The following is a 23,341-nucleotide window of genomic DNA, read 5'->3' on the forward strand; positions in this document are numbered from 1 at the left end:
ATGTAACGGCGGGTGAGGCTCGCCGAAAACCACACGCCTGACAGGAGTCCCCCTCGATGATCGCCATGAGACGTCACTGCTTGGAACCGGATGAATTGCGACAAGTGCTGCAAGGGGAGATGTCCCAGGAGCAGTTTGATTCGGCGATCTTGCATTTGGATACGTGTGAACCCTGTCGCACCGCGGTGGAGCAGATTGGTGGCGGCTTACCAGAGATCGGCGAGGCAGAGTCCTGCCCCGAAGACGCGCTGGCGGGCGTGCAGAACGAAACGGCCTGCCAAGTCGCACTTCAGGAACTCTTGCAGCACTCGCATGCCTTGATGCCCTCCGTCGCCGCCTCTCCGCCTCCGTTCGAAACGCTCGGCCCCTACCGATTGCTGGAACTGATCGGCAGCGGCGGGATGGGGGCCGTTTACCTGGCCGAACACCAACGCCTGAAACGTCGCTGTGCGATCAAGTTGTTGCCTCCCGAGCGCGTGATTCAAGCCGGCTGGTTGGAACGCTTTGATCGCGAAATGACGACGATCGCGTCCCTGGAGCACCCTCAAATCGTCCGCGCGACCGATGCCGGGCATGAAGCCGGATGGCACTACTTGGTGATGGAATATCTCAATGGGATGGACATCGGACGTATCGCCGGCCGGATGGGGCAGCTGCAGGTCGCCGATGCCTGCGAGATCATTCGCCAAGCGGCTTTGGGGCTGGCTCATATCCATGACAGCGGGTTGGTGCACCGCGACATCAAACCGTCCAACTTGATGCTGACCCAATCAGGAACAATCAAGCTGTTGGACCTCGGACTGGTGCTCGATGGCGACGATCCGCTTGCTAAAGACGATCGGTTGACCACGGTCGGACACGTGATGGGGACGATGCCCTACATGGCACCGGAGCAATTGGCCGACAGCCGTGACGTGCGTCCCCAATCGGACATTTATTCGCTCGGCGCGACCCTGTATCGATTGATCGCTGGGCATCCGCCGCACCGATCCGAACGTGGCTTGGCGGCACAGGTGTTGGCGATCACCAGTCGAGATGCCAAACCGCTCGATGCGATCCGCGAAGACATCGATCGCGACGTCGTCAACTTGGTCGCAACGATGTTGTCGCGTGATCCGGCCAAACGACCGGCGTCGGCCAGCGAGATCGCGCGGCAATTGGAACCGATGGCCGAATCGAGCCGGTTGAAACGTTTGTTGCGTGACGCGATCCGAAAACCTTCCTCCGAGGATTTGCCACGCAGCACCTTGCTACCTTCGGTCGGAATTGCAGGTGGATCTGACGGTCGATCGAAGGTCAAGCGGTGGTTGATGGGGGCGGCATTGGCGTTTGTCTTCGTGGCTGCTGCGGTGGTGATCAAGATCCAGACCGACCGTGGCGAGTTGGTCGTCCACTCCGAACACGACGGTTTGACGGTGTTGGTCAAGCAAGGTGACGAGGAGGTCGATCGATTGACCGTCGAATCGGGGAAGGAAAACCGCACGATGCTACGCAAGGGGACGTACCAGGTGGAAATCATCGGAGGCGGCGATGCGCTCGCACTGAGCGAAGACGTCGTCACCATTGGCCGCGGGACAGAGCAGGCGATCGACGTCACGAAGCGAATCGATCCGACAAGTCCGTCTCTGGGGGATTCTTCGGTGCCGAGCCCCGCTTTTTCGGGTGATGACGGGCCTGGACCGGGCGTCGCGTCGACCGAGCCCTCGACGGTTAACGCCACGGCAGCGGCGCGAGAGATGAGCGGCATGGGAGGGATGCCGTCACCCATGGAGATCGTCAGCTACGATGGGAAACCGCTTTCGCATTGGCTGGAACAGATCCGGATCGAATCGGAGATCGAGCCGCTCGGAGAAGCCATCTATGCCTCGATCGGCGGCTTGCAGGAACTGTCGCGGCGGGGAATGACTTCCGGCTCGGAGGCAGAGACGGTGATCGAGGCCGTGTTGCAGCGGGCCCGGGAGTTCGGCGGAGTGGAACGAAAACTGCCACCGCTGCCGGGCATGACGGATCAAACGATCACGCCCTCGCAGCATTTCATGTGGTGTTTGACGGAAGTCTTTGCCGAGCCGTCGTTCGACCTTTGGTACGAAACCGCCGTCGGTGAATTGATCGAAGGCAACGTGCACAGTCGTGCCGCGGTAATCACCTGTTTGCACCGACGCGTCACGTTGAAGGGTGCTGTTGGGATGTACGGCGGCGGCATGGGAGGCTTCGGCGGCGGCTACGATCCCGGCGGCGCGATGGGCGGCACGATTTCAAAGTTCACGACCAGCAAGCTGGTCCGTTGTTGCCTCAGTCTGGCGACCGCCGACGCCTGGTCTGATTTGCCTGGCGATCAACGCAAGGCAGCCGCGTCGATGACGCGTGAAGTACTCATCGACTTGCCTGGCAGTTTGGGAATGGGACTGTCCCAGGAGGCTTCAAATGAATTGACCAACGTGATCCTCGCAATCCCGGAACGTGAACGCAGCGATTGGGAAAAGGTGTTCGTATCGGGTAACAACATCCATTCAACCGACTTCGGGAGGTCCGACAGCGAGTATGAAGATGACGGAATGTCGACGACGGACTTCGACGAGTCCGCGTCGGTTGCGTCGAGCGCAACGCCAAGCACGCTTTTCCAAGGTCGCGACTTGTCCAGTTGGATGGAGGCACTCGAGCGTGAGCGAGATGTCGCGTCACTCGGGGAAGCCATGCGGGCCGTCGAAACGCTCTCGCGAGAGGCGGATATCGAAACGCGGTTGGCCGCCGCCGAGCGGACGATGCGTCTGGCCCGGCGACTTGGAGGAATCGTGGCCGGCGGTAATCACGCTACAAACCCCTCACACCAATTCATGAGTCTGTTTCTGAATACCTTCACACGATATTTCCCCGATCCGGGCATGACGGTCGTCATTCAGGAGTTGTCCGATGGTAATGCCAACAGCCAGATGGCCTCGCTGTGGGCGTTGAACAGTTTTTTGAACCAAAAACGCGGGGGCGACTGGTTGTCGGGGGGGGCTGGAACGAATGCGGGCGATGGGGCGATCGCAAAGGCACCTAGCCTGGAGATGCTAAAACCTTTAGTGCAACAACTTCAAGCGATGCTTCTTTCGATTTCCGAGGCGCAGCCGGAGGACGGCGGGGAATTGAATCGTGACGTGATGGAGCACCGCCACGCGTTAGACCTGGCCAAGGACTCGGCACTCGTCCTGGCGGTGGCTTTGGGTGAATCGATCGCCGACAACGAGACGCTCAAACGCTATGTCATCGGGCAGGTCGAATCCACCCGAGCAACCATCAAACGCTCCGGTAATGCGTTTGGGGCGTACGTACAAACGGCGCTGTCGGATCATCTGCTGGTCGCCGCGATCGAGGTGGCCGAAAGCGATGACTCGTTCGGCACGCCGGAGTGCTGGGAGTTTCTGGTCAAGCAACTCGTGTTTCCGGCTAACCAATACCAACAGCCCCGCTCGGACTTGTCCTCGCAGCAACGCGTCGCATTTGAACGTTTCAAAGAGGTCGTTCCGGACGTGTTGCTAAGCGAAATCCATCGGTCTCTGCAGCAAACCGAAGGCTGGCTCTTACAATCGGATTGGTACGCGTTGGCGATCCCTTATTTCGCCGAACGGTTTGAATCGACGAAAGAAGCGTCCGAGACGATCGCCGCATTTGAAAAGGCGCTCACCGAGCGATCCATCAAGCTGCCGGAGGATCTGCGAAACGTGATCAACCGGGCAAAGGAATCTCTACACCTACGCGAAATTGCCGGAGGTTAGTCAGACTCGCAGGAATGTAGACGTCACTTGTTTGCCCCGTTCGTCGCATCGGTCTCGTGTTTGTTGCGAATGAGTTGGTCAAAAAATGAGTTGGTCAAAAAATGGGAGCGTAGGCTGGCTGGTGGTCAATCGCTGAATCTGGCTAACGCTGCTTCAGACCTGGCCTCCGAACCATCTTGTCTTCATTTTTTGACCACTCCATTTTTTGACCAGCCCATGCCGGACCCCACGCCCATTTTCCGGACCGACCTGCGCTGGTCGCGCCCAGGAGCCAAGATGCAAACTTATCGATCCTTCTTGAACACGATCGTCCGGGCTTTTTCGTCGTCGAATCCCGAGGGGCCTTCGGGGGCGCCCGGGGCGGTCGCGCAGACCGTCCAGGTGTCGCCTTCGAGCGTGTAGATGCCTTCGACGGTTTGCTTCTTGAACTCGTCGATCGGGCAATCTTTGATCAGCACCGAGATCCGTTTGGGTTTGGCTTTGTCGTCAATGACAAAGGTTCCTTCATACCATTCGCGGCCGTCAGGCCCATCGAAGCGGATCTTCTTGCCCGCGACGGTCAGCGTCGCCTTTTTCTTGCCGTTGTCGGTTTCGACTTCGGCCGTCCAGTCCCCCTGCAATCGCTCCATGTCCGACTCGGCGGCGCGGGCAGGGGAAGTCAAGATCAACGCGACGGCCAAACACAGTCCAAGTCCAACAGAAACAAAACGCATGGGAGGCACCTTGAGCGAACAATTTTCGGGATCCGTTAGGTGACAGCGTAGCAACAACTGGAGGGGGGATGGGGGCGGCAGCGACGGATGATCGTTCATGTTCGCCTTCGTACCCCTCATCATTCTGCCCCGAATCATTCTGCCCCCTCTCCGAATTCCAACGGACGTGACAGAACACCGTCGCCGGGCGGAGAAGTAAATCTTCTTACCTGATTTGCCGTTACCAGGCGGAGCCCGAGAACGAGGCTTGAAACCGCACCTGCCCCCCCACGCCCCATCAGGGCTTTGACTCTCGGCCGGGATCTAATAAAATGCTGCGGTGGAGATTCGACCCCGTGAATCCCACGCCCGCCCCCGACACGACGGTCCTGGAGGTGGTTGATGGCCCCGGAATCCTCCGCCGAGTTCGCTCGGTGATCCGGACAAGCGCAACCGACCGACCCGCTTTCGCCGCACTTGTGCGTGAGGGTTTTTTGATTCTCAAGCCTCTTTTGGAGCGAAACGATGTCTGTATGTGCATTTGCAAGTGGCCTGTTGGCGATCGGATTTCCGGGCATGCCGGAAATGTTGATCGTGCTGTTTCTGGCCCTGTTGCTGTTCGGCGGTGCCAAATTGCCCAGTTTGATGCGGAACCTGGGTAAAAGCGCCAACGAGTTCAAACGCGGCATGAACGAGTCGGCCGACGATGATGAACTGTCCGACAAGAAATCGGACGAATAGTCATGTTCGGGCTCAGTCCCTTTGAAATGATGGTGATCGGCGTGATCGCGGTCGTCCTGTTCGGCGGCAATCTGCCCGACGTGGCGCGCAAAGCCGGTACGATTTATCGTGAATTTCGCAGCCGCCTGAACGAGGTCCAACGCGAATTTCGCGCGGCCGAGTACGAGGCGACCAAGGCGCTCAATCCCTACGAATCATCGAAGGTGGAGAGCGACGAGGACGACGAACCCTCCGAGCCGGCCGCGCCAAAATTCACGCCACCATCCTAAGGCCATGCCAGCGGGACGCGCAAGCGAGCGGCCCCGAGTTCGATAGATGCCAGCGGGACGCGTAAGCGAGCGGCCCGACTGCAAACGCACTGTCCACTCGCCGCTCGCTGACCGGCCAGTTGATCAAATCAGCCGTTCGGCGCAAGCCGACGGCACCCCATCATTCTGCCCCGTATCATTCTGCAATCCCTCGCCTGATTCCCACTGACGTGTCAGCACGCCTTGCCGGGCGGAGAGGTAGAAGAATTTTGGAGGTAAGAAAATTGGCAAGATCCAACTGGTGGTGCAACGTCTCATCTTCTTGCCCCCGCAATCTTCTTACCTGATTTCCAAGGTTGCCACGCTCTGGCGAGCGTAGCTACGACGCGGATCGACTGTCGCGAATTGTCCCTGTTATTCCGGCCGCTTGAACAGGTCCAAAAAACGATCTTCGAACTCCTCAAACACGCCCAAGCGATCGAGTTCATTCTTCAGTTCATAGGCTTTCGAACGATCCTCGGCGGCTTGGGCAAACATCCGCTCGATCTTTTCCCGGTCCGCTTCGGCCAGTTCCTGATCGGAATCATCTTCCGGCTCGTATTCCTCCGACTCGCCGGACTGTTTGTCAGCCATCTTCTGTTTGAACTTGGCCAGCAATTCTCCCAGCTGTTTCTCGATCGCGACGGACTGTTCTTTCAGCTCCGTCAAATCGATCGCGACCTCCGCCATCTCGGCAAACACCTCCAGCACCGCCAGGGAGGCTTTGGGGAACGGCAATTGGGCGAACACGTGTGGCATTTCGCCCAGCAAACAAACCCCCTCCATACCCTTGTCGGCCGCGGCGGCCAGCAGCACACCGTTCAGTCCGCCGATGTGGCCTTCTTCCAAATAGCGAACCTCGGGGCGATCAAGTTCCTTGAGCGTCTCTTTGTCCGTGGCGGCTCCGAACAGGCGCGAATCGTGTTCGGGCAGCATTTCAGTCGCCATCGCGGCGAAGGTGAAGATCCGTTCGACACCTTGATCGCGGGCGAAATCGATCAGCTTTTCACAGAATTCGAACTTGCCTTGCGGCGGCTGGGCTTCGCCGATGAAGACGATGATGTCGCGTTTGCCTTCCGGGGCTTTCCAAATGAAAAAGCGACTCCGCGGCCGCTGCGTCTTTTGCACGATGCCCGATTGGATGATCGCGTAGTCGACGTCGAACAGCCCGTTGGAGGTGAATTCGCCTAAATACTGCATGCCCAATTTGGCCATCAGGTAGTATCCGGCGCTGATCGCGACATGCCCCATGCCCGGCCACACGGCGACCATCCAGGGGCGTTTCGGTTTGTGTTCTTCGCTCATGAAAACAGATCCGCGGGGAAACGGGAGCGACGCATTCCACTCGCGTCGAGTGCCAAATTGGCTTTCGACGGAACTTCTACGCAAACAGCGCGCCAAGAAACGGCGGCGGTTTCAATTCCTGATCGGCGGAGAGGAACGGCAATGCGTTGGGAGGGGGGACACTCATGCCCGCCCACATCGGTCCCGTGTAGAGGCGGGCGATTCGTCGCTGAGCCAAATTCACCCTCCCATTGGGAGGGTCGCGGAGGAGTATACGCTCGGAGCGGGGAGGGTTGCCTGTGGCTCGGATGCACTCGCACACCGCCAATCGACCCTCCCCTCGCTGCGCTCGACCCTCCCTTCCAGGGAGGGTGAAGTCCTTAAATTGATGCCTATGGGGTTGGGCGCAGCGAGGGGAGGGGCGTTCCACATACCATCACGACGAAGAAGCCCCACGGTTGGCACACCAAGTGCTGCTTTAATCGCCCCCGTGTCTTGCCGCGCTCTGAGCTGCGTGCGCCGTCAGCTCGCTGCAACCGACTCGTCAACCTTGAGAGCTACGATGCATACTGAAACGACTCCGACGGCCCGTGAAATCATGAACACGCACGTCCACTGTGTCCAACCCGAGATGTTGCTCGGGGACATCGTGTCCTTCATGCTCAAGCACAAGATTTCCAACGTGCCGGTGGTCAAACACGACGTCAACGTGAAGCATTTGTTGGGCTTCATTTCCGAAGGCGATTGCTTGGAATTCCTGGCCAACGAGATGTTTTACGGCAATCCGAGTCCCACCCAGACGGCGACGACGATCATGAAGAAACACCCGACCTGTGTCGGCCCCGACACCGACGTGTTTACGTTGACGTCGATTTTCATGAGTCACCAATTTCGCCACCTGCCCGTGATCGACCAGGATAAGAATCTGTTGGGCATCATCAGTCGCCGCGATATCCTTCGCGCCCTCGATGACTTCTATCGCAAGTGGAATCGATCCAGCGATCGCGAGCGGTTCCCTGTCGACGTCCACAAGATCATGAATCACCGCTTCATCGTGACCGGTTGATCGCGCGTGGACGCACAGCCGCGGCATGCCTGTTTCACCGCGGCACAGGATTTGCCACCCCCTGAGACAACGTCTCGGCGGCGGTCCCGTTCGTGGTTGCAATCCGAGCGTTTGCCGTGTTTCCCCTGCGATGAATCATGTTGACGCCTACTGCGATCGACCGAGAAACGAAGTACCCGAGCCAGATCGGCCGGGTTGTTTCTGTGCGGGGGAGTGTCATAGACGCACACTTTGACGGCGTGTTGCCCGCGATCAATCACGAGCTGCGAACCGGTCCCGGTGGCGACGTGGTGGTGGAAGTCGCCGCCCAGCTTGATCCGCACACCGTCCGCGGGATCGCACTCAATTCCACGCGCGGTCTGTCGCGGGGCATCGCCATTCGGAGTTTAGGACGACCGCTCGATGTCCCGGTGGGAAAGAAGTTGCTCGGACGGGCGCTCAATGTGTTCGGACAGACCATCGATGAAGACGAGCCGTTGGACAATCTGCCGCGACGCAGCATTCACCAGACGCCGCCGGCGATCGCCCACCGTGCGACCCAATCGGAAGTTTTCGAAACCGGCATCAAAGCCATCGACTTGCTGTCGCCACTGGAACGCGGCGGCAAAGCGGGGTTGTTCGGCGGAGCGGGGGTCGGCAAGACGGTTTTGATCACCGAACTGATCAACAACGTCGTCTCCAAACATTCCGGTGTCAGTCTGTTTTGCGGCATCGGCGAACGTTGCCGGGAAGCGGAGGAACTGTATCGCGAGATGGGCCAGGCGGGCGTTCGTGACAACACGATCATGGTGTTTGGCCAGATGAACGAACCGCCGGGGGCGCGGTTTCGTGTCGGGCATGCGGCGCTGACGCTGGCGGAGTATTTTCGTGACGATGCGCGGCAAGACGTGTTGCTGTTGATCGACAACATCTTTCGCTTCATCCAAGCCGGCATGGAGGTTTCCGGATTGCTGGGCCAATTGCCTTCGCGGGTCGGGTATCAGCCCTCGTTGGCGACCGACTTGGCCGAGCTGGAGGAACGGATCTGTTCGACGCCCTCGGGCGCGATCACGTCGGTGCAAGCGGTTTATGTGCCGGCCGATGATTTTACCGATCCGTCGGCCGTGCACGCGTTTTCGCATTTGTCGGCCACGGTGGTGTTGAGCCGAAAACGGGCGTCCGAAGGGCTTTATCCGGCGATCGATCCGCTGCAATCGACTTCTGAAATGTTGCTCCCGCAAGTCGTCGGAGAAAATCACTACCAAGTCGCCAGCGATGTCCGCAAGACGCTGGCCAATTACGAGGAATTGAAAGACATCATCGCGATGTTGGGGATGGAAGAACTGTCGCGTGATGACCGACGCACCGTCAACCGCGCCCGGCGGATCGAACGGTTTCTGACCCAGCCCTTCATCACCACCGAGCAATTCACTGGCGCCAAAGGCAAGACGGTTCCGATCGAAGAAACGCTAAAAGGATGCCAGAGGATTCTGGACGACGAATTCCAGGATGTACCCGAACGTGCGCTGTACATGATCGGGACGATTGACCAGGTCCAGAGGCAATGAGCCGTGATCGAGTTGAAAATCCAAACGCCCAACGAAGTGCTGATCGATCAAGACGTGATCAAGGTCACGGCCGAAGCGGAAAACGGTTGCTTTTGTTTGCTGCCGCGTCATGTCGATTTTTTGACGGCCCTGGTTCCCGGACTGCTGGTGTTTGAAGACTCCGACTCCGTGGAGCACTTTGTCGCCGTCGGCGAAGGGTTGTTGGTCAAACGGAATCGGACCGTGATGGTTTCGGTTCGGCAAGCGGTCCTTGGGGGCGATCTGGGAGAACTGGAACGCACGGTGCGAGAACAATTTGCGACGCTGGACGACCGCCAACGGGCCACACACGCGGCGGTCGCCAAACTGGAAGCAAGCTTCTTGCGCGGCTACCTGGAATTGACCGGAGACGTTCAATGAGCGATCCGTTACCGCAACACCGCAGCGATTTGCAGCGCGATGTTTCGACCAGGGAACAACGAAAACTGAAGGCGCGCGCCGAAGTCCACCGAACGATCTGGTTCGGGCTCGGAACCTTCGGCTTGGTCGGATGGTCAGTCACCTTGCCCGCCCTGGCCGGGATCGCGATCGGGATCTGGATCGACCATCGGGTGCCGAGCCGGTTTTCGTGGACGCTGATGTTGTTGGTGCTGGGCGTGGCGTTGGGATGTTTCAACGCTTGGCGTTGGGTTTCTCGGGAGAGTCAAAATGAGTCGGACGAGGAGGGGGCGGAGTGATGCTTGAGGCGATTCGACTTTTGTTGGCCGCCGGCATCGGTGGCATTCTTGCGGCCGGCTACTTCGGCACCTTGTGGTGGACCGTCCTTCGTTTGACCCTGTCGCGTCATCCGCTGTCGGTCTACTTTGCCAGCCTGGTGGTTCGCTTGGTGGTCGTGACGCTGGTGTTTTATGGTTTCGTCGTCTACGCCACGTGGCAAACGTTGGCGGCATGTTTTCTGGGGTTTCTGGTCGCGCGATTCGCGTTGGTGCGATCGCTGGGACGAGGGCCTTCGTTGGTGACCACGGTTCAGCAGGGTGCTCCATGAGTGGCGTGCAAATCTCGGTCGACCAGTGGGTGATTTGGCAATCCGACATGATGCCGATGGTCAAGCTGAACGCAACGATCGTGTTCACGTGGAGCGTGATGGTTTTGCTGGCGACCGCGTCGTGGTACGTGACGCGTCATTTGTCGACGGCCCCGACGGTTCCCAAGTTCCAAAACGTGCTGGAGGTGCTGGTCGGCGGGATGCGGGACCAGATCCGCGAGGTCAGCGGCCGTGATCCGGGCCAATACCTGTCGTTCGTCGGTACGCTGTTCCTGTTCATCGCGGTCGCCAACTTGCTCAGCATCGTGCCGGGGTTCCAACCGCCGACGGCATCGTTGTCAACGACCGCGGCGCTGGCGACCTGTGTGTTCATCGCCGTGCCGATCTATGGGATTGCCAGCCAGGGACCACGTTCGTATCTCAGGCATTACCTTCGACCGACTCCGTTGATGTTGCCCTTCAACATCATCGGCGAACTCTCGCGGACGTTGGCGCTGGCCGTTCGGCTGTACGGCAACATGATGAGCGGCACGGTGATCGCGGCGATCTTGATCGGGTTCGTGCCGTTGTTCGTCCCGATTTTGATGCAAGTCCTGGGGCTGCTGACGGGATTGATCCAGGCGTACATCTTTGCGGTCTTGGCAATGGTCTACATCGCCTCGGCCACCACCGTCTATCAGCAGCGCGAGCCGGCCTCCCACAGAGGCGGCGAACCAAACAAACTTCATCACAAGGCTACCGAAATCACCGGAGAGCACCATGAATAGTCATCGCGCGGCATCCTGCATATTGACCGCGGTTATAGTTTTCGCGGTTACGGGCATCTGCCAACAAGCCGCCCCGGCCCAGGGGCCGGCGACAGCCGGCGCGGTCACCCAGTCACCCGCCGATCCGAGGGTCACACCCGATGATTCGGCCGCTGTCACAGCGGCCCACGGCGGCATCGACAACTTGGGACTGATCGCGCTCGGGTCGATCGTGGTCGCGGGGCTGACGATCGCTATTGGGTCGGTCGCCCCGGCGATCGGGGAAGGCCGCGCGGTCGCCCAGGCGCTCAACGCGATCGCCCAGCAGCCCGATTCGTCCAACACGATCACCCGAACGCTGTTTGTCGGATTGGCGATGATCGAATCGACCGCGATCTACTGTTTCGTCGTCGCCATGATCGTCTTGTTTGCCAATCCGTTTTGGAACCATTTCACCCAGTAGCCGGTCATGACCATCGATTGGTTCACCTTTGTCGCACAGATCATCAACTTCTTGATCCTGGTCGCCTTGTTGCGTTGGTTGTTGTACGAACCGATCATCGCGGCGATGGCGCAGCGCGAAGCCAAGATCTCCCAGCAGTTCCATCAGGCCGAAACGAAACTTGCCGAAGCGAATCAGAACGCCGCGTTGTACCGGCAAAAGACCGCCGAGTTCGAAGCGACCCGCGAAGCGATGCTGCAAGACGTGCGACAGGAATTGCTGGAGCACCGAGAGCGATTGACCCGTGAGGCGCGCGAGGAGGTCGAGCGGAAACGCGGCGAGTGGATCGATGCGCTCGCGCGAGAGCAATCCGATGCGGCCACGGAGGTGCGCCGGCAGGTCGGTGAAATCGCGATTGACTCCGCTCGACAAACGCTGAAGGAGTTGGCGGATGCCGAGCTGGAAACCCGCATCGCCGAAAAGTTCATCGCCCAAATCGAGCAGCTTGAAGACCAGCGGCGTGACGAAATCGCGGCGCTGCTGAGCGACGATTCCGCCGAGGTCTCCGTCCGCAGCAGCTTTGAATTGAATGACGACGTCCGGGGCCGGCTGCGTCGTGTCCTTCGCGAGCGACTGGACTATCACGGCGACGTGACGTGTGAGCAATCCGACGAATTGATATGCGGGCTACAGCTCGACGCCGGTGGCTACGGCATCCAGTGGAACGTGGATGACTTTGTCGATGGGATTCACTCCGAATTCGCCAAGCGTTTGGAGGGACATTCGTAGATGAAAATTCAGCGAGTTAGACCAGCAACACGACTGCACCGTTCCGGTGGGCATCGATCTCGACACAACTCTTCTGCCCTGTTGCCTTCGTCCCTGCCAAGGCATAGCTACCGATACAACTTACCATGGCTCCCTTCTCCCCCGGCGTTGCGGGGGAGAAGGGCTGGGGATGAGGGGGCCAGCGGCCTGAAGACTGGTTGGATGGACGGCCCCTCACGCCCAACCTCTCTCCCCAAAACAGATCGCGGTCATTGTCGATGGGCGACCAAAGTCTTTCACGCGATCTGTTTTAGGGAAAGGGGAGCCATGTCCTAGTTTGCGAGCCGCCTTGTGTAGACACCAATGCTGCCGGGGAGGCTTTCGTGGGGGTTAGAAAGCTTCCAGACTCACCGCACCGAACGAAACAATGAACGACACCGCTCCGATTGACACCGCCGCCACCGCCGGGTTTCGCGATCTGGTCCGCCAGGCGTCGACGTTGTTCCGACAGGTGGTCACCGAGCAGCGAGCGAACGTCGGCGCGCGCGAATCGGGGACCGTCGTCGAAGTCAGCCGTGGGATCGTGACCGTCGTCGGATTGCCGAACGTTCAATCCGACGAACTGCTGCGGTTTGCCGGCGATCGCTATGGATTTGCGTTCAACTTGGACCGCCATCGAGTCGGATGCGTGTTGCTGGACGAAGGGGAATCGTTGCAGTCGGGGACCACGGTCCAGCGGACCGGACGCGTCTTGGACACGCCGGTGGGAGAGGCATTGCTGGGTCGGGTGATCGATCCGCTGGGCAGGCCGTTGGACGGCGGCCGCCGCTTGTCGGGACTGGAGCGACAGCCATGCGAACACGCCGCGCCGGAAATCATGCGTCGTGCGGCGGTTTCGGTGCCGTTGCAAACGGGGATGAAGGTGATTGACGGATTGATCCCGATCGGTCGCGGCCAACGTCAATTGGTGCTGGGCGATCGTCAAACCGGAAAGACGTCGATCGCGGTCGACACCATCATCAATCAACGAGACAGTGGCGTGATCTGTGTCTATTGCAGCATCGGTCAACGCAGCACCAACGTCGCGCGAGTGATCGCTTCGCTGCGCGCCCATGATGCGATGGATCATGCGATTGTCGTGATCGGGGCGGACGACGCGCCGCCGGGCGTCCAATTCATCGCACCGTATGCCGCAACGACCATCGCCGAGTACTTCATGCAACGGGGACAAGACGTGTTGATCGTCTATGATGATTTGACGTCACACGCCCGGGCGTATCGGCATGTCTCGTTGCTGTTGCGCCGACCGCCCGGTCGCGAAGCGTTTCCCGGGGACATCTTTTTCGTTCACTCGCGGTTGCTGGAACGGTCGACGCATCTGCGAGACAAGGATGGCGGCGGGTCGTTGACGGCGTTGCCGATCATCGAGACCGAAGCTCAAAATGTATCCGGTTACATCCCGACCAACCTGATTTCCATCACCGACGGGCAAATCTATCTGTCGCCGAAACTGTTTCACCTGGGCGTGTTGCCCGCGGTCGATGTGGGACGGTCCGTGTCGCGGGTCGGCGGCAAGACCCAATTGCCGGCGTATCGTCGTGTCGCCGGTGACCTGCGATTGGCATATTCGCAGTTCGAAGAATTGGAAAAATTCGCGCGGTTCAGCAGCCAGCTCGACGACGACACCCGCCGGGCGTTGGACCGAGGGCTGCGGGTCCGCGAAGTGCTGAAACAACCTCGGCACGAATTGCTGTCCGTTCCCGAGCAGATCGGATCGATGGCCGCGCTGACCTCCGGTGCCTTTGACTCGATATCGGTGGAACAGATCCGTGCGGCCGAGCAGATGATTCACGGCGGCCTTCGCGAAGCGTTGCCGGAGGTTTGCGATCGGATTGTGGCCGGCGAAAAGATGGACGATCGAGATTTCAAACAACTCGAATCGTTCGTCCGCCAAACCGTTTCGGCCGACGTGCAGGTGGAGTGATGAAGACGCTGGAGCACTTGCGGGCGAAGATCGAAACGGCGAGTGACATGCAGTCGGTCGTCAAGACGATGAAGACGTTGGCGGCGGTCAGCATCCGCCAATACGAACGAGCCGCCGAGGCGCTAACCCAGTACAACCAGACCGTCGAACTGGGATTCCAAATCGTGTTGCGAGACACCGGACACGGCGATCTGTTGTTCGCCACCGACGCCCCACAAACGAACCGGCCGACCGCGGTGATCGTGTTCGGGACCGACCAGGGCATGTGTGGGCAATTCAACGAACGCATCGCGACCACGGTGCAGGACGCTTACCATCGGGCCGTGCACCAGCAAGACGACACCGGCGACATCCACGCTGACCGCGATGCCGCCTGGAGCGTGTTGGCCGTGGGCGCTCGGGTGGCCGGGCATCTGAAGGAAATGGGGCTGCCGCCACGGCAAACCTTCAATGTTCCGGCCTCGGTTTCTGAAATCACGCCGCTGGTGCAAGATCTGTTGTTGGCGGTCCAGCGTTGGCGCGACACAGCGGAAATCGCCGAGCTGTTGGTGTTCCACAACCGCCGCGGTGTGGGAGCGGCCGCCTCACCGAACCGGATGACGTTGTTGCCGATCGGTGCGGAGCGTTATCGCCGCTGGAGTCACCAACGGTGGCAATCCAACTCGTTGCCGACCTTCACGATGGATCGCCGCCGCTTGCTCTCCTGCGTCGTCAGGCAATACCTGTTCGTTTCGCTCTATCGGTCCTGTGCCGAATCCCTCTCCAGCGAAAACGCCAGCCGGATCGCCGCGATGCAAGTGGCGGAAAAGAGCATCCGGGATCGGCTGGAGGAACTGAAACGCTCCTTCAACCAAATCCGGCAAACGGCGATCACCGAAGAATTGCTGGACGTCGTCAGCGGTTTCGAAGCGCTCCGTGGAACCGATGAGTTGAGTTGAGAGTACGACAGCCCTTCCGGGCGGTCGTCTGTCGCTGCGAAGCGGCGAGGGGAGTCGCTTGAAGGCTAAACACCAACGAGCGCTGGATTTCGCCGCGGACTTGCCTGCCGCTCCGCCGGCGCTAGGATACTCCTGACCACATGCCCGATTCTTACGGCTGTGGTTCTCCTCCGATTCCTGGCGGCATGACGCAGGTCTTGCCGCCCATCCCACCCCACCGATCCACCAACCGGCACTCGCACGATGTCTTCCGACAACGGTCGTGCAACGCTGGATGCGTTTTCTCAAACGCCTTCTGATTCGTTCGCAGACCGGAAACCCACGACCGTTTTTCGCCCCGATTCGTCGTCGCGCCCCGCTGCTGCGAATCGCCGGGGAGACCGCGCGCTCAGCGAACGCGCCGGCATGTCGGGCGAACGCGCTGGCTCGTCCGATTGGGCCCAGTCCTCCGAGGATCCCGTGCAGTTGTATCTGCTGCGGATCCAACGCGCCGGTTTGCTGACCAAGGAGCAAGAGACGTCGCTGGCACGCAAGATCGATCTGCATCGCAAACGCTTTCGCGTCAGTCTGCTGGCGGCGGATTTCGTCTTGCGTGATGCGATCGAGTTGCTCGGCCGCGTCCATGCGGGCGAGCTGCGGTTCGACCGCTACGTTCAGGTCGCCGTCAGTGACCGGCTGGAAAAGGACCAGATTTTGGGCCGCATGCCGCACAACCTGCGCACCCTGGAAGCCTTGGTTCGGCAAAACCACGACGATTACCAGCGCGTGATCGCGACGACCCAGCGCCGTCGTCGTGACGCGCTGTGGAACAAGATCCTTCATCGCCGCCGCCGGGCGATCCGGTTGGTCGAAGAATTGGGGCTGAGGATCGAGTTTCTGAGCCGTCGAACGGAGACGCTGTTCGCCATCGATCGTCGCGTCCAGCAATTGAGTGACCGAGACGATCCGGAGGGGACAGCGGAATTGGCCGAGATCCTGGCAAGTGTCCAACAGACACCCGAAGCTTTCTCACGCCAAATCACCCGGATTCGAAACGCCCAAGCCCAGTTCAATGCTGCCAAAAACGAGTTGTGCGAATCGAACCTGCGGCTGGTCGTGTCGATCGCCAAAAAATATCGCAACCGTGGCTTGGCGTTCTTGGATTTGATCCAGGAAGGCAACGCGGGATTGATCCGGGCGGTCGAGAAATTCGAACACCAGCGAGGGTTCAAATTCTGTACCTACGCGACGTGGTGGATTCGCCAGGCGATCACGCGTGCGATTTGCGACCAAGGCCGAACGATCCGGGTGCCGGCCCACGTGAACCCCGAGATCACTCGGATCAAACGTATCGACAACGACTTGCGTCACGAACTCGGACGCCCGCCGTCGGACGAAGAGATTGCCTCGGTCGCCGAAACCTCGTCCGAGCAAGCGGAGGTGATCTTGCGTGCCGGGCAAAGTCTGGCCAGTTTGCAGCAACCGATCGGAACCGACGAGAACGGCGAGCTGGGGGATTTGATCGAAGCGAGTCACAATGAGCGGCCCGAGCGGAACACCGACCTGCGGATGTTGAATCAACGCTTGCATCGGATCCTGGAGGAGCGGCTGAGTTGGCGTGAACGCGAGATCCTGAAGATGCGGTTCGGCCTGGGCGATGGACATGAATACACGCTTACCGAAGTCTCCCAGGTGTTCCGCGTCTCGCGGGAACGCGTCCGACAAATCGAAAACCGCGCGCTCAAGAAACTCGCCGAAGGCGGCTCCAACGCCCAACTGATCGGCTTCGTCGATTAGCACTGGCAGAAGCGGGATAGGCTTCCAGCCTGTCAATTCGTGCGTTTTTCGAACGCTCCTAAGTTCAACTGTCTGGGGCATTTCACCATCATTCTGTGTGCGAATCATGCTGCGATCCCTCTCCTCCTTCTGACCGGCTCGAGGCGAACTCGTGGCGAGGGAAGAGGTAGGACGATTTTTGGGGTAGGAAAATTAGCAAACTCGCAGGGGCGGTGATTCTCATCATTTTCTTACCTCCGAAATCTTCATACCCAATTCCGCAGTCGGCCAAGAAGCGGGACCGCGTGCACGAATTGACTGGTGCCAGAGGAGCCAGCTGACCAGCCGCCCTAGGTTCGTCGTTGGTCGATCACAACATCGATTGGCCCCTAACTTGCACCTTTGTGGGCGGCCGGGGCGCAGTCGATTCAGCCGCTCGTTGCCGGCTGCGCGCCCGGTTGTCGTCCTCGGTCGTCCACCGTGGCGCGGCGGGGGAGATCCGAGTCGGCTGAAGCTACCTAGGCACAGGGGGAATCACGATGTCGGTAGGAAAAATCTGCACACGCTCGGTGGATGTCGCGGCGCCGGATGAAAGTGCGCAAGTCGCCGCGCAACGCATGAAGTCTCGCAACGTCGGGACACTGGTCGTTCTGGATCAAAACCAATGCCCGATCGGGATCGTTACCGACCGGGATTTGGCGATGTGTGTGGTCGCCAAAGGGCTGGACCCGACGATGACCGAACTTGAGATGGTGATGAGCAAGTTGCCCGAGAGTGTGACCGAGAGCACGCCGATCGAGGCGGCGATCGGGATCATGCGGCGTGGCGCCCACCGCCGGCTTCCCGTGGTCGACGAAGACGGCCAATTGGTCGGGCTGGTCACCCTGGACGACGTGCTCAGTTTGCTGAGCGAGGAATTCGAAGAGATCGGCGAACTGGTCCGCAAGGAATTCCCCACGTCCACGACGCTCTGACTGTACAGCGTCACAACAACGTAGCTATGCTCGCCAGAGCGTGGTTCCCCCCGGAGATCCATCTTCTGGCGAAGGTCGCTGCGTTTGACCGGCGATTCACGATGTTTCTTGTGCAAAGTGACGCTGTCCAGCCAGGCGAAGTGCCGAAAGCCTCGGCGACTTCTGCTATGGCCTCTACCGCCTCGTCACTCGCGCTCCCTGGGCACACTACCGCCGCCGGTGTGTCACCAAAGCCCACTCCTTTGGACGCCCTTGCGTCTCGCCGATGCGCCGCCCCCCGCCATCGGAGGTCGTGCGGTTTTTAACCTCTGACTTAACAAGCGTTTACGACTTCATCCTCCCTCGGGGAGGGTTGATCTGCGATTCGATGCGACCGGAGGATGAAAGTTTGTTCGGCAATTCACCGCTCGACCTCCCCTCGCTGCGCTCGACCCTCCTGCCAGGAGGGTGCTATCCCAAAACCGCACGACCTCATTGTCCGAGGAGAAGGATTGATCGGGCCCGTCACAAGTGTGCCCAATCGCGCGCCTTGGTCGCGGCCCAACATTTGCTCCTTGGCCCGGTATCAATTTTTGCGGCTTTAGCAGGAGCTTTCCAAGTGCAAGACAAGTTTGCCACCCTGGACGGTAATGAAGCGGTTGCCAGAATCGCGTATGCGACCAACGAAGTCATCGCGATTTATCCCATCACGCCGGCCACGCCGATGGGAGAATTCGCCGACGGCTGGTCGGCGGCCGGCATTCCGAACGCCTGGGCGACGGTTCCACAGGTGGTCGAAATGCAAAGCGAGGGTGGGGCTGCCGGCGCCTTACACGGATCGCTTCAAGCCGGTGCGCTGACGACGACCTTCACAGCCTCGCAAGGTCTGTTGTTGATGTTGCCGAACATGTTCAAGATCGCCGGTGAATTGACGCCTGCGGTGATCCACGTTTCGGCACGCAGTCTGGCCACCCACGCCCTGTCCATCTTCGGCGACCACAGCGACGTGATGGCCGCCCGCACGACCGGGTTCGGGATGTTGGCCTCGTCGTCGGTTCAAGAGGCGCACGACTTGGCGCTAATCGCCCAGGCGTCCACCTTGCGTGCCCGCGTCCCGCTGCTGCACTTTTTCGACGGCTTCCGAACCTCGCACGAAATCAACAAGATTCGTTTGATCGATCCGGCGACGATCGAGCAGATGATTGACACCGATTTGGTTAAACAGCACCGGGACCGCAGTCTGGATCCCGATCGGCCGGTGCTGCGGGGAACGGCGCAAAACCCCGACGTGTTCTTCCAAGCTCGTGAAGCCGTCAACCCGTTCTATGACGCCGTGCCGGAGATCGTGCAAAGTGAAATGGATCGCTTTGCCGAGCTGACCGGCCGCAGCTACAAGCTGTTCGACTACGTCGGGGCCCCCGATGCCGAGCGGGTCCTGGTGATGATGGGCTCGGGATGCGGAGCGGCCGAAGAGGCCGTAGGGGCGCTCAATCGCGACGGCGGCCGCGTCGGGTTGTTAAAAGTCCGGCTGTTTCGGCCGCTGGATGTGGACCGTTTGATCGACGCCCTGCCCAAGTCGGTGCAGCGGATCGCGGTGCTCGATCGCACCAAGGAACCCGGTGCGATCGGTGAACCGCTTTACCAGGATGTTGTCACGGCGTTCACCCAGGCCTCATGGAGTCGATCGTTGCCGATCCCACGTGTGACCGGTGGTCGCTACGGGCTTTCCAGCAAAGAGTTCACTCCCGCGATGGCCATGGCGGTCTTTGACGAATTGACCGTCGACGCGCCCAAACAGCACTTCACGATCGGCATCCATGACGATGTCTCGCTGCTCAGTCTGCCTTGGGACGAATCGCAGTACGCGGAACCCGATCACGTCACCCGCGCCGTGTTCTATGGACTCGGCAGCGATGGGACGGTCGGTGCGAACAAGAACACGGTCAAGATTCTCGGAGAAAACACGCCGCTGCACACACAAGGCTACTTCGTCTACGATTCCAAAAAAGCCGGTGCGGTCACGGTGTCTCACCTGCGGTTCAGTCCCGAACCGATCGAGTCGACGTATCTGATTCGCCAAGCGAACTTCGTCGCCTGTCACCAATTCAATTTTTTGCGGCAGCGCGACGTGTTGGAAATCGCGGCGCCCGGGGCGACGTTCCTATTGAACAGTCCCTACGACGCCGACGCGGTGTGGGACCATCTGCCGCAAGAGATCCAGCGGCAAATCATCGACAAAAAACTGAAGTTCTACGTCATTGATGCGGCCACGATCGCCCGAGAAAATAATCTCGGCGGTCGGATCAACACCGTCATGCAAACGTGCTTCTTTGCCCTTTCGGGCGTTCTGCCGATGGACCAGGCGATGGAGCACATGAAGGAAGCGGTTCGCAAGACGTACGGCAAACGCGGACCGACGATCGTCGAGCGAAACCTGGCCGCCATCGACGCATCGACCGAATCGATCCAGAGTGTCGCGGTGCCCGACCAAGCCTCCAGCACCCTGCGCCTGTCATTGCCGGTTCCCGCCGAATCGCCCGATTTCGTCAAACGCATCACCGGCATGATGATCGCCGGCAAAGGTGACCTGTTGCCGGTCAGCGCCCTGCCCGTCGATGGAACATTCCCGACCGGCACGGCACAGTACGAAAAACGAAACATCGCCGACCAGATCCCGATCTGGGATGCCGATCTGTGCATCGAATGTGGACTGTGCGCGCTGGTTTGCCCGCACGCCGCGATTCGGACCAAGCGATTCGACGACGCGCTGATCGAGGCAGCCCCCGAAGCGTTCCCGGTTCGGATTTCCAAAGCCGCCGATGGGTTGCCGGCGCTGACCGTTCAAGTCGCCCCGGAGGACTGCACCGGATGCGGCGTCTGCGTCGACGTCTGTCCGGCCAAAAGCAAGGAGGTCGTCAAGCACAAGGCGATCGACATGTTGCCCAAGAGCGAACACTTGGATCGTGAACGCGAGCGTTTCGCGTTCTTCAGCCAGATCCCCGATCCGGACCGCACCAAACTGAACACCACCAAGGTCAAAGACGCTCAGTTGATGCTGCCGTTGTTCGAGTATTCCGGTGCCTGTGGCGGCTGCGGCGAAACCCCGTATTTAAAGTTGTTGACGCAATTGTTCGGTGACCGAATGCTGGTCGCCAACGCAACGGGATGTTCATCCATCTACGGCGGCAACCTGCCCACCACGCCTTGGTCGACCAATGCCCAGGGACGTGGGCCGGCGTGGTCGAATTCGCTGTTCGAAGACAACGCCGAATTCGGTTTCGGCATGCGGTTGGCACTGGACGGAAAACGCGACCGCGCCCGAGCCTTGGTCGAGCAATTGGGCGGCCCGATCGGCGACGCGCTGGCGACCGCGATCCTGGACAGCGATCAACAAGGCGAAGCGGAGATCCAGGCCCAGCGTGAACGCGTCGAGCAGTTGAAACAGCGACTGGCCGGTCTTGATTCCAGCCCTGCAACGGAACTGAGCGCGATCGCCGATGCCTTGGTCGAACGCAGTTTGTGGATCGTCGGCGGTGACGGCTGGGCGTACGACATCGGCTATGGAGGCCTGGACCACGTGCTCGCCTCCCAACGCAACGTCAACATCATCGTGCTCGACACCGGAGTCTATTCCAACACCGGCGGCCAAGCATCCAAAGCCACACCGCGGGCCGCGACCGCCAAGTTCGCCGCCGATGGACGCAATGTCCACCGCAAGGATCTGGGTGCGATGGCCGTCGCCTATGGAAGCGTCTACGTCGCCCAAGTCGCGATCGGGGCCAACCCCGCGCAAACCCTACGTGCATTCCACGAAGCCGAATCGTACAACGGACCGTCGCTGTTGTTGGCCTACAGCCACTGCATCGCCCACGGCATCGACATGTCGACCGCGATGACGCACCAACGCGATCTGGTCCGCAGCGGGTTCTGGCCACTGTATCGCTACGATCCCCGCGACGCCCATGACGGCGAACATCCCTTCCATCTGGACAGCCGCAAACCGGCCAAGCCGTTCAAGGACGTCGCGATGAAGGAAGCTCGTTTCGCCATGTTGGCACGCTCCAATCCCGAACGCGCACGCGAATTGATGGCACTCGCCCAGAAAGACATCGACGACACCTGGCATTACTACCAACAACTGGCCGGCGTCGAACGTGACAACCCCGACCTGCAACCAACCGAAGTGGGATAGGCTTCCAGCCTGTCGAAACCGGAATGACAACCCTGGAAACCTCTTCGCCCATCGACCGCCCCGACACACGGACGCCTTTCCATGACCAATATCGACCTGTCAACCAACTACTTGGGACTTGAGCTCAAGACCCCCTTCGTCGCTTCGGCCAGTCCACTGACCGGCAGCGTGGAATCGCTGTTGCATCTGGAACGCGCCGGCGCGTCAGCCGTCGTGTTGCCGTCGCTGTTCGAGGAACAAATCGAACACGAACGGGAGCAATTCGAACAACTCGGCGATTATCAAACCGATGCGATGGCCGAAGCCTCGGGATTTTTCCCCAGCTTGGAACGCTACAACACCGGACCGGAAGACTACCTGCAACTGATCCGCGATGCCAAAGAGAGTCTTGGTATCCCGGTGATCGCCAGTTTGAACGGATTCAGTAGCGGTGGTTGGAAATACTACGGCGAACTGATGGAACAGGCCGGGGCCGATGCGTTGGAACTGAATATCTATCTGGTGCCCACCGACACCAGCGTCTCCGGCTCGGACGTCGAACGCCACTATCGCGATTTGGTCAAAACGATTCGCGAGCAATTGCGAATCCCACTGGCCGTCAAAATCGGACCGTACTTTTCCTCACCGGCGACCTTCGGAACCGACCTGATCGAATCAGGGGCGTCCGGGCTGGTACTGTTCAATCGGTTTCTGTCGCCGGAGATCGATCTGGAAACGCTCGAGTTCGTCCCCGCGCTGCAACTCAGCCAGCCCGAAGAGCTGCGGCTGGCCTTGCGCTGGATCGCGATCTTGCGTGACCGGATCGAAGCGTCCATCGCTGCGACCGGAGGTGTTCATTCGGGTTTGGATGCCGCCAAAGCGCTGTTGGTCGGCGCCGATGCCGTGATGATGGCGTCCACATTGCTCAAACACGGGATCGATCATCTGGAAGTGGTTCGCGACGAGTTGATTCAATGGATGGACGAAAATGGGTACTACAGCGTCGAACAACTCAAAGGCAGCATGAGCATGAACAACTGCGCCAACCCCGAAGGACTCAAACGCGCCAACTACATGAAGGCCCTGACCTCCTACACAACCCCGACGTAAGGGGGGCGCCGATTTGACGCAGCTACGCTCGCCAGAGCATGGAAACCCGCTTGCCGTCTCTCTCTCGCCTCAGCC

The 23,341-nt window shown here is 59.8% G+C and carries 19 protein-coding genes; 17 read left to right on the plus strand and 2 right to left on the minus strand.

Annotated features, from left to right (window positions below; genetic code table 11):
* The first annotated feature begins 65 nt into the window (after positions 1-65).
* The gene (locus H1B37_RS30605) at positions 66-3,758 is read left to right on the plus strand and encodes a serine/threonine protein kinase (RefSeq protein WP_182871094.1); all 3,693 of its coding nucleotides are present in this window, start codon (positions 66-68) and stop codon (positions 3,756-3,758) included.
* A 284-nt stretch (positions 3,759-4,042) separates the two neighbouring features.
* Here the strand turns inward: H1B37_RS30605 and H1B37_RS30610 are convergent, their stop codons facing one another.
* Positions 4,043-4,471: a TIGR03067 domain-containing protein gene (locus tag H1B37_RS30610; RefSeq protein ID WP_182871095.1), complete on the minus strand. Its 429-nt coding sequence runs from the start codon at positions 4,469-4,471 to the stop codon at positions 4,043-4,045.
* 504 nt (positions 4,472-4,975) lie between these two features.
* Between H1B37_RS30610 and tatA the strand changes: the two genes are divergently transcribed.
* Positions 4,976-5,191 carry a twin-arginine translocase TatA/TatE family subunit gene (gene tatA, locus H1B37_RS30615; protein ID WP_147869485.1) on the plus strand — a complete coding sequence of 72 codons (216 nt, stop codon included), beginning with the start codon at positions 4,976-4,978 and terminating at the stop codon, positions 5,189-5,191.
* A 2-nt stretch (positions 5,192-5,193) separates the two neighbouring features.
* Entirely contained in the window at positions 5,194-5,460 is a 267-nt protein-coding gene (locus H1B37_RS30620) for a Sec-independent protein translocase subunit TatA/TatB (protein WP_182871096.1), read from the plus strand.
* A 393-nt stretch (positions 5,461-5,853) separates the two neighbouring features.
* Here the strand turns inward: H1B37_RS30620 and H1B37_RS30625 are convergent, their stop codons facing one another.
* The gene (locus H1B37_RS30625) at positions 5,854-6,783 is read right to left on the minus strand and encodes a PAC2 family protein (RefSeq protein WP_182871097.1); all 930 of its coding nucleotides are present in this window, start codon (positions 6,781-6,783) and stop codon (positions 5,854-5,856) included.
* Positions 6,784-7,324: 541 nt separating this feature from the next.
* On the opposite strand from H1B37_RS30625, the gene H1B37_RS30630 reads away from it, so the two are divergent.
* The 14 genes from H1B37_RS30630 to H1B37_RS30695 all read left to right on the plus strand — a co-directional run bounded on the left by H1B37_RS30630 (position 7,325) and on the right by H1B37_RS30695 (position 23,266).
* A complete protein-coding gene (locus H1B37_RS30630) occupies positions 7,325-7,828 on the plus strand; it encodes a CBS domain-containing protein (RefSeq protein WP_286178401.1) in 504 nt (167 codons plus the stop codon).
* Positions 7,829-7,965: 137 nt separating this feature from the next.
* Positions 7,966-9,375, plus strand: coding sequence for a F0F1 ATP synthase subunit beta (gene atpD / locus H1B37_RS30635; protein ID WP_182871098.1), 1,410 nt, complete (start codon positions 7,966-7,968; stop codon positions 9,373-9,375).
* A gap of 3 nt (positions 9,376-9,378) precedes the next feature.
* Positions 9,379-9,774, plus strand: coding sequence for a F0F1 ATP synthase subunit epsilon (locus H1B37_RS30640; protein WP_353620960.1), 396 nt, complete (start codon positions 9,379-9,381; stop codon positions 9,772-9,774).
* Entirely contained in the window at positions 9,771-10,091 is a 321-nt protein-coding gene (locus H1B37_RS30645; RefSeq protein ID WP_182871099.1) for an AtpZ/AtpI family protein, read from the plus strand. Before H1B37_RS30640 ends, H1B37_RS30645 begins: the two co-directional genes overlap by 4 nt.
* The gene (locus H1B37_RS30650) at positions 10,091-10,399 is read left to right on the plus strand and encodes an ATP synthase subunit I (RefSeq protein WP_182871100.1); all 309 of its coding nucleotides are present in this window, start codon (positions 10,091-10,093) and stop codon (positions 10,397-10,399) included. The genes H1B37_RS30645 and H1B37_RS30650 overlap by 1 nt, the downstream gene beginning before the upstream one ends.
* Complete coding sequence (locus H1B37_RS30655) at positions 10,396-11,166, plus strand: F0F1 ATP synthase subunit A (protein ID WP_182871101.1); 771 nt, start codon at positions 10,396-10,398, stop codon at positions 11,164-11,166. The genes H1B37_RS30650 and H1B37_RS30655 overlap by 4 nt, the downstream gene beginning before the upstream one ends.
* Entirely contained in the window at positions 11,159-11,608 is a 450-nt protein-coding gene (locus H1B37_RS33485) for a F0F1 ATP synthase subunit C (protein WP_220498457.1), read from the plus strand. The genes H1B37_RS30655 and H1B37_RS33485 overlap by 8 nt, the downstream gene beginning before the upstream one ends.
* Positions 11,609-11,614: 6 nt before the next feature.
* Positions 11,615-12,376: a F0F1 ATP synthase subunit B family protein gene (locus H1B37_RS30665; protein WP_182871102.1), complete on the plus strand. Its 762-nt coding sequence runs from the start codon at positions 11,615-11,617 to the stop codon at positions 12,374-12,376.
* Between the two features lie 406 nt (positions 12,377-12,782).
* Positions 12,783-14,339: an alternate F1F0 ATPase, F1 subunit alpha gene (locus H1B37_RS30670; protein ID WP_182871103.1), complete on the plus strand. Its 1,557-nt coding sequence runs from the start codon at positions 12,783-12,785 to the stop codon at positions 14,337-14,339.
* Entirely contained in the window at positions 14,339-15,277 is a 939-nt protein-coding gene (locus H1B37_RS30675; RefSeq protein ID WP_182871104.1) for a F0F1 ATP synthase subunit gamma, read from the plus strand. Before H1B37_RS30670 ends, H1B37_RS30675 begins: the two co-directional genes overlap by 1 nt.
* 405 nt (positions 15,278-15,682) lie before the next feature.
* Positions 15,683-17,053: an RNA polymerase sigma factor RpoD/SigA gene (locus H1B37_RS30680; protein WP_182871105.1), complete on the plus strand. Its 1,371-nt coding sequence runs from the start codon at positions 15,683-15,685 to the stop codon at positions 17,051-17,053.
* 518 nt (positions 17,054-17,571) lie between these two features.
* A complete protein-coding gene (locus H1B37_RS30685) occupies positions 17,572-18,006 on the plus strand; it encodes a CBS domain-containing protein (protein WP_182871106.1) in 435 nt (144 codons plus the stop codon).
* 598 nt (positions 18,007-18,604) lie between these two features.
* Positions 18,605-22,177 (plus strand): pyruvate:ferredoxin (flavodoxin) oxidoreductase, encoded by a 3,573-nt coding sequence (nifJ, locus tag H1B37_RS30690; protein WP_353620961.1) that lies wholly within the window; start codon positions 18,605-18,607, stop codon positions 22,175-22,177.
* A gap of 81 nt (positions 22,178-22,258) precedes the next feature.
* Positions 22,259-23,266 (plus strand): dihydroorotate dehydrogenase-like protein, encoded by a 1,008-nt coding sequence (locus tag H1B37_RS30695; RefSeq protein ID WP_182871108.1) that lies wholly within the window; start codon positions 22,259-22,261, stop codon positions 23,264-23,266.
* Positions 23,267-23,341 lie beyond the last annotated feature (75 nt).

It is taken from the genome of Stieleria mannarensis, from assembly GCF_014154935.1.
GTDB classification, from domain to species: domain Bacteria; phylum Planctomycetota; class Planctomycetia; order Pirellulales; family Pirellulaceae; genus Stieleria; species Stieleria mannarensis.

Bases quoted from the DNA above. Each gene is read 5' to 3' on its own strand.
- H1B37_RS30625 (WP_182871097.1), bottom strand. From the start codon at position 6,783: ATGAGCGAAGAACACAAACCGAAACGCCCCTGGATGGTCGCCGTGTGG.
- H1B37_RS30610 (WP_182871095.1), bottom strand. From the start codon at position 4,471: ATGCGTTTTGTTTCTGTTGGACTTGGACTGTGTTTGGCCGTCGCGTTG.
- H1B37_RS30620 (WP_182871096.1), top strand. From the start codon at position 5,194: ATGTTCGGGCTCAGTCCCTTTGAAATGATGGTGATCGGCGTGATCGCG.
- tatA (WP_147869485.1), top strand. From the start codon at position 4,976: ATGTCTGTATGTGCATTTGCAAGTGGCCTGTTGGCGATCGGATTTCCG.
- H1B37_RS30630 (WP_286178401.1), top strand. From the start codon at position 7,325: ATGCATACTGAAACGACTCCGACGGCCCGTGAAATCATGAACACGCAC.
- H1B37_RS30605 (WP_182871094.1), top strand. From the start codon at position 66: ATGAGACGTCACTGCTTGGAACCGGATGAATTGCGACAAGTGCTGCAA.
- H1B37_RS33485 (WP_220498457.1), top strand. From the start codon at position 11,159: ATGAATAGTCATCGCGCGGCATCCTGCATATTGACCGCGGTTATAGTT.
- H1B37_RS30645 (WP_182871099.1), top strand. From the start codon at position 9,771: ATGAGCGATCCGTTACCGCAACACCGCAGCGATTTGCAGCGCGATGTT.
- H1B37_RS30695 (WP_182871108.1), top strand. From the start codon at position 22,259: ATGACCAATATCGACCTGTCAACCAACTACTTGGGACTTGAGCTCAAG.
- H1B37_RS30680 (WP_182871105.1), top strand. From the start codon at position 15,683: ATGTCGGGCGAACGCGCTGGCTCGTCCGATTGGGCCCAGTCCTCCGAG.
- H1B37_RS30675 (WP_182871104.1), top strand. From the start codon at position 14,339: ATGAAGACGCTGGAGCACTTGCGGGCGAAGATCGAAACGGCGAGTGAC.
- H1B37_RS30665 (WP_182871102.1), top strand. From the start codon at position 11,615: ATGACCATCGATTGGTTCACCTTTGTCGCACAGATCATCAACTTCTTG.
- H1B37_RS30655 (WP_182871101.1), top strand. From the start codon at position 10,396: ATGAGTGGCGTGCAAATCTCGGTCGACCAGTGGGTGATTTGGCAATCC.
- atpD (WP_182871098.1), top strand. From the start codon at position 7,966: ATGTTGACGCCTACTGCGATCGACCGAGAAACGAAGTACCCGAGCCAG.
- H1B37_RS30650 (WP_182871100.1), top strand. From the start codon at position 10,091: ATGCTTGAGGCGATTCGACTTTTGTTGGCCGCCGGCATCGGTGGCATT.
- H1B37_RS30685 (WP_182871106.1), top strand. From the start codon at position 17,572: ATGTCGGTAGGAAAAATCTGCACACGCTCGGTGGATGTCGCGGCGCCG.
- H1B37_RS30670 (WP_182871103.1), top strand. From the start codon at position 12,783: ATGAACGACACCGCTCCGATTGACACCGCCGCCACCGCCGGGTTTCGC.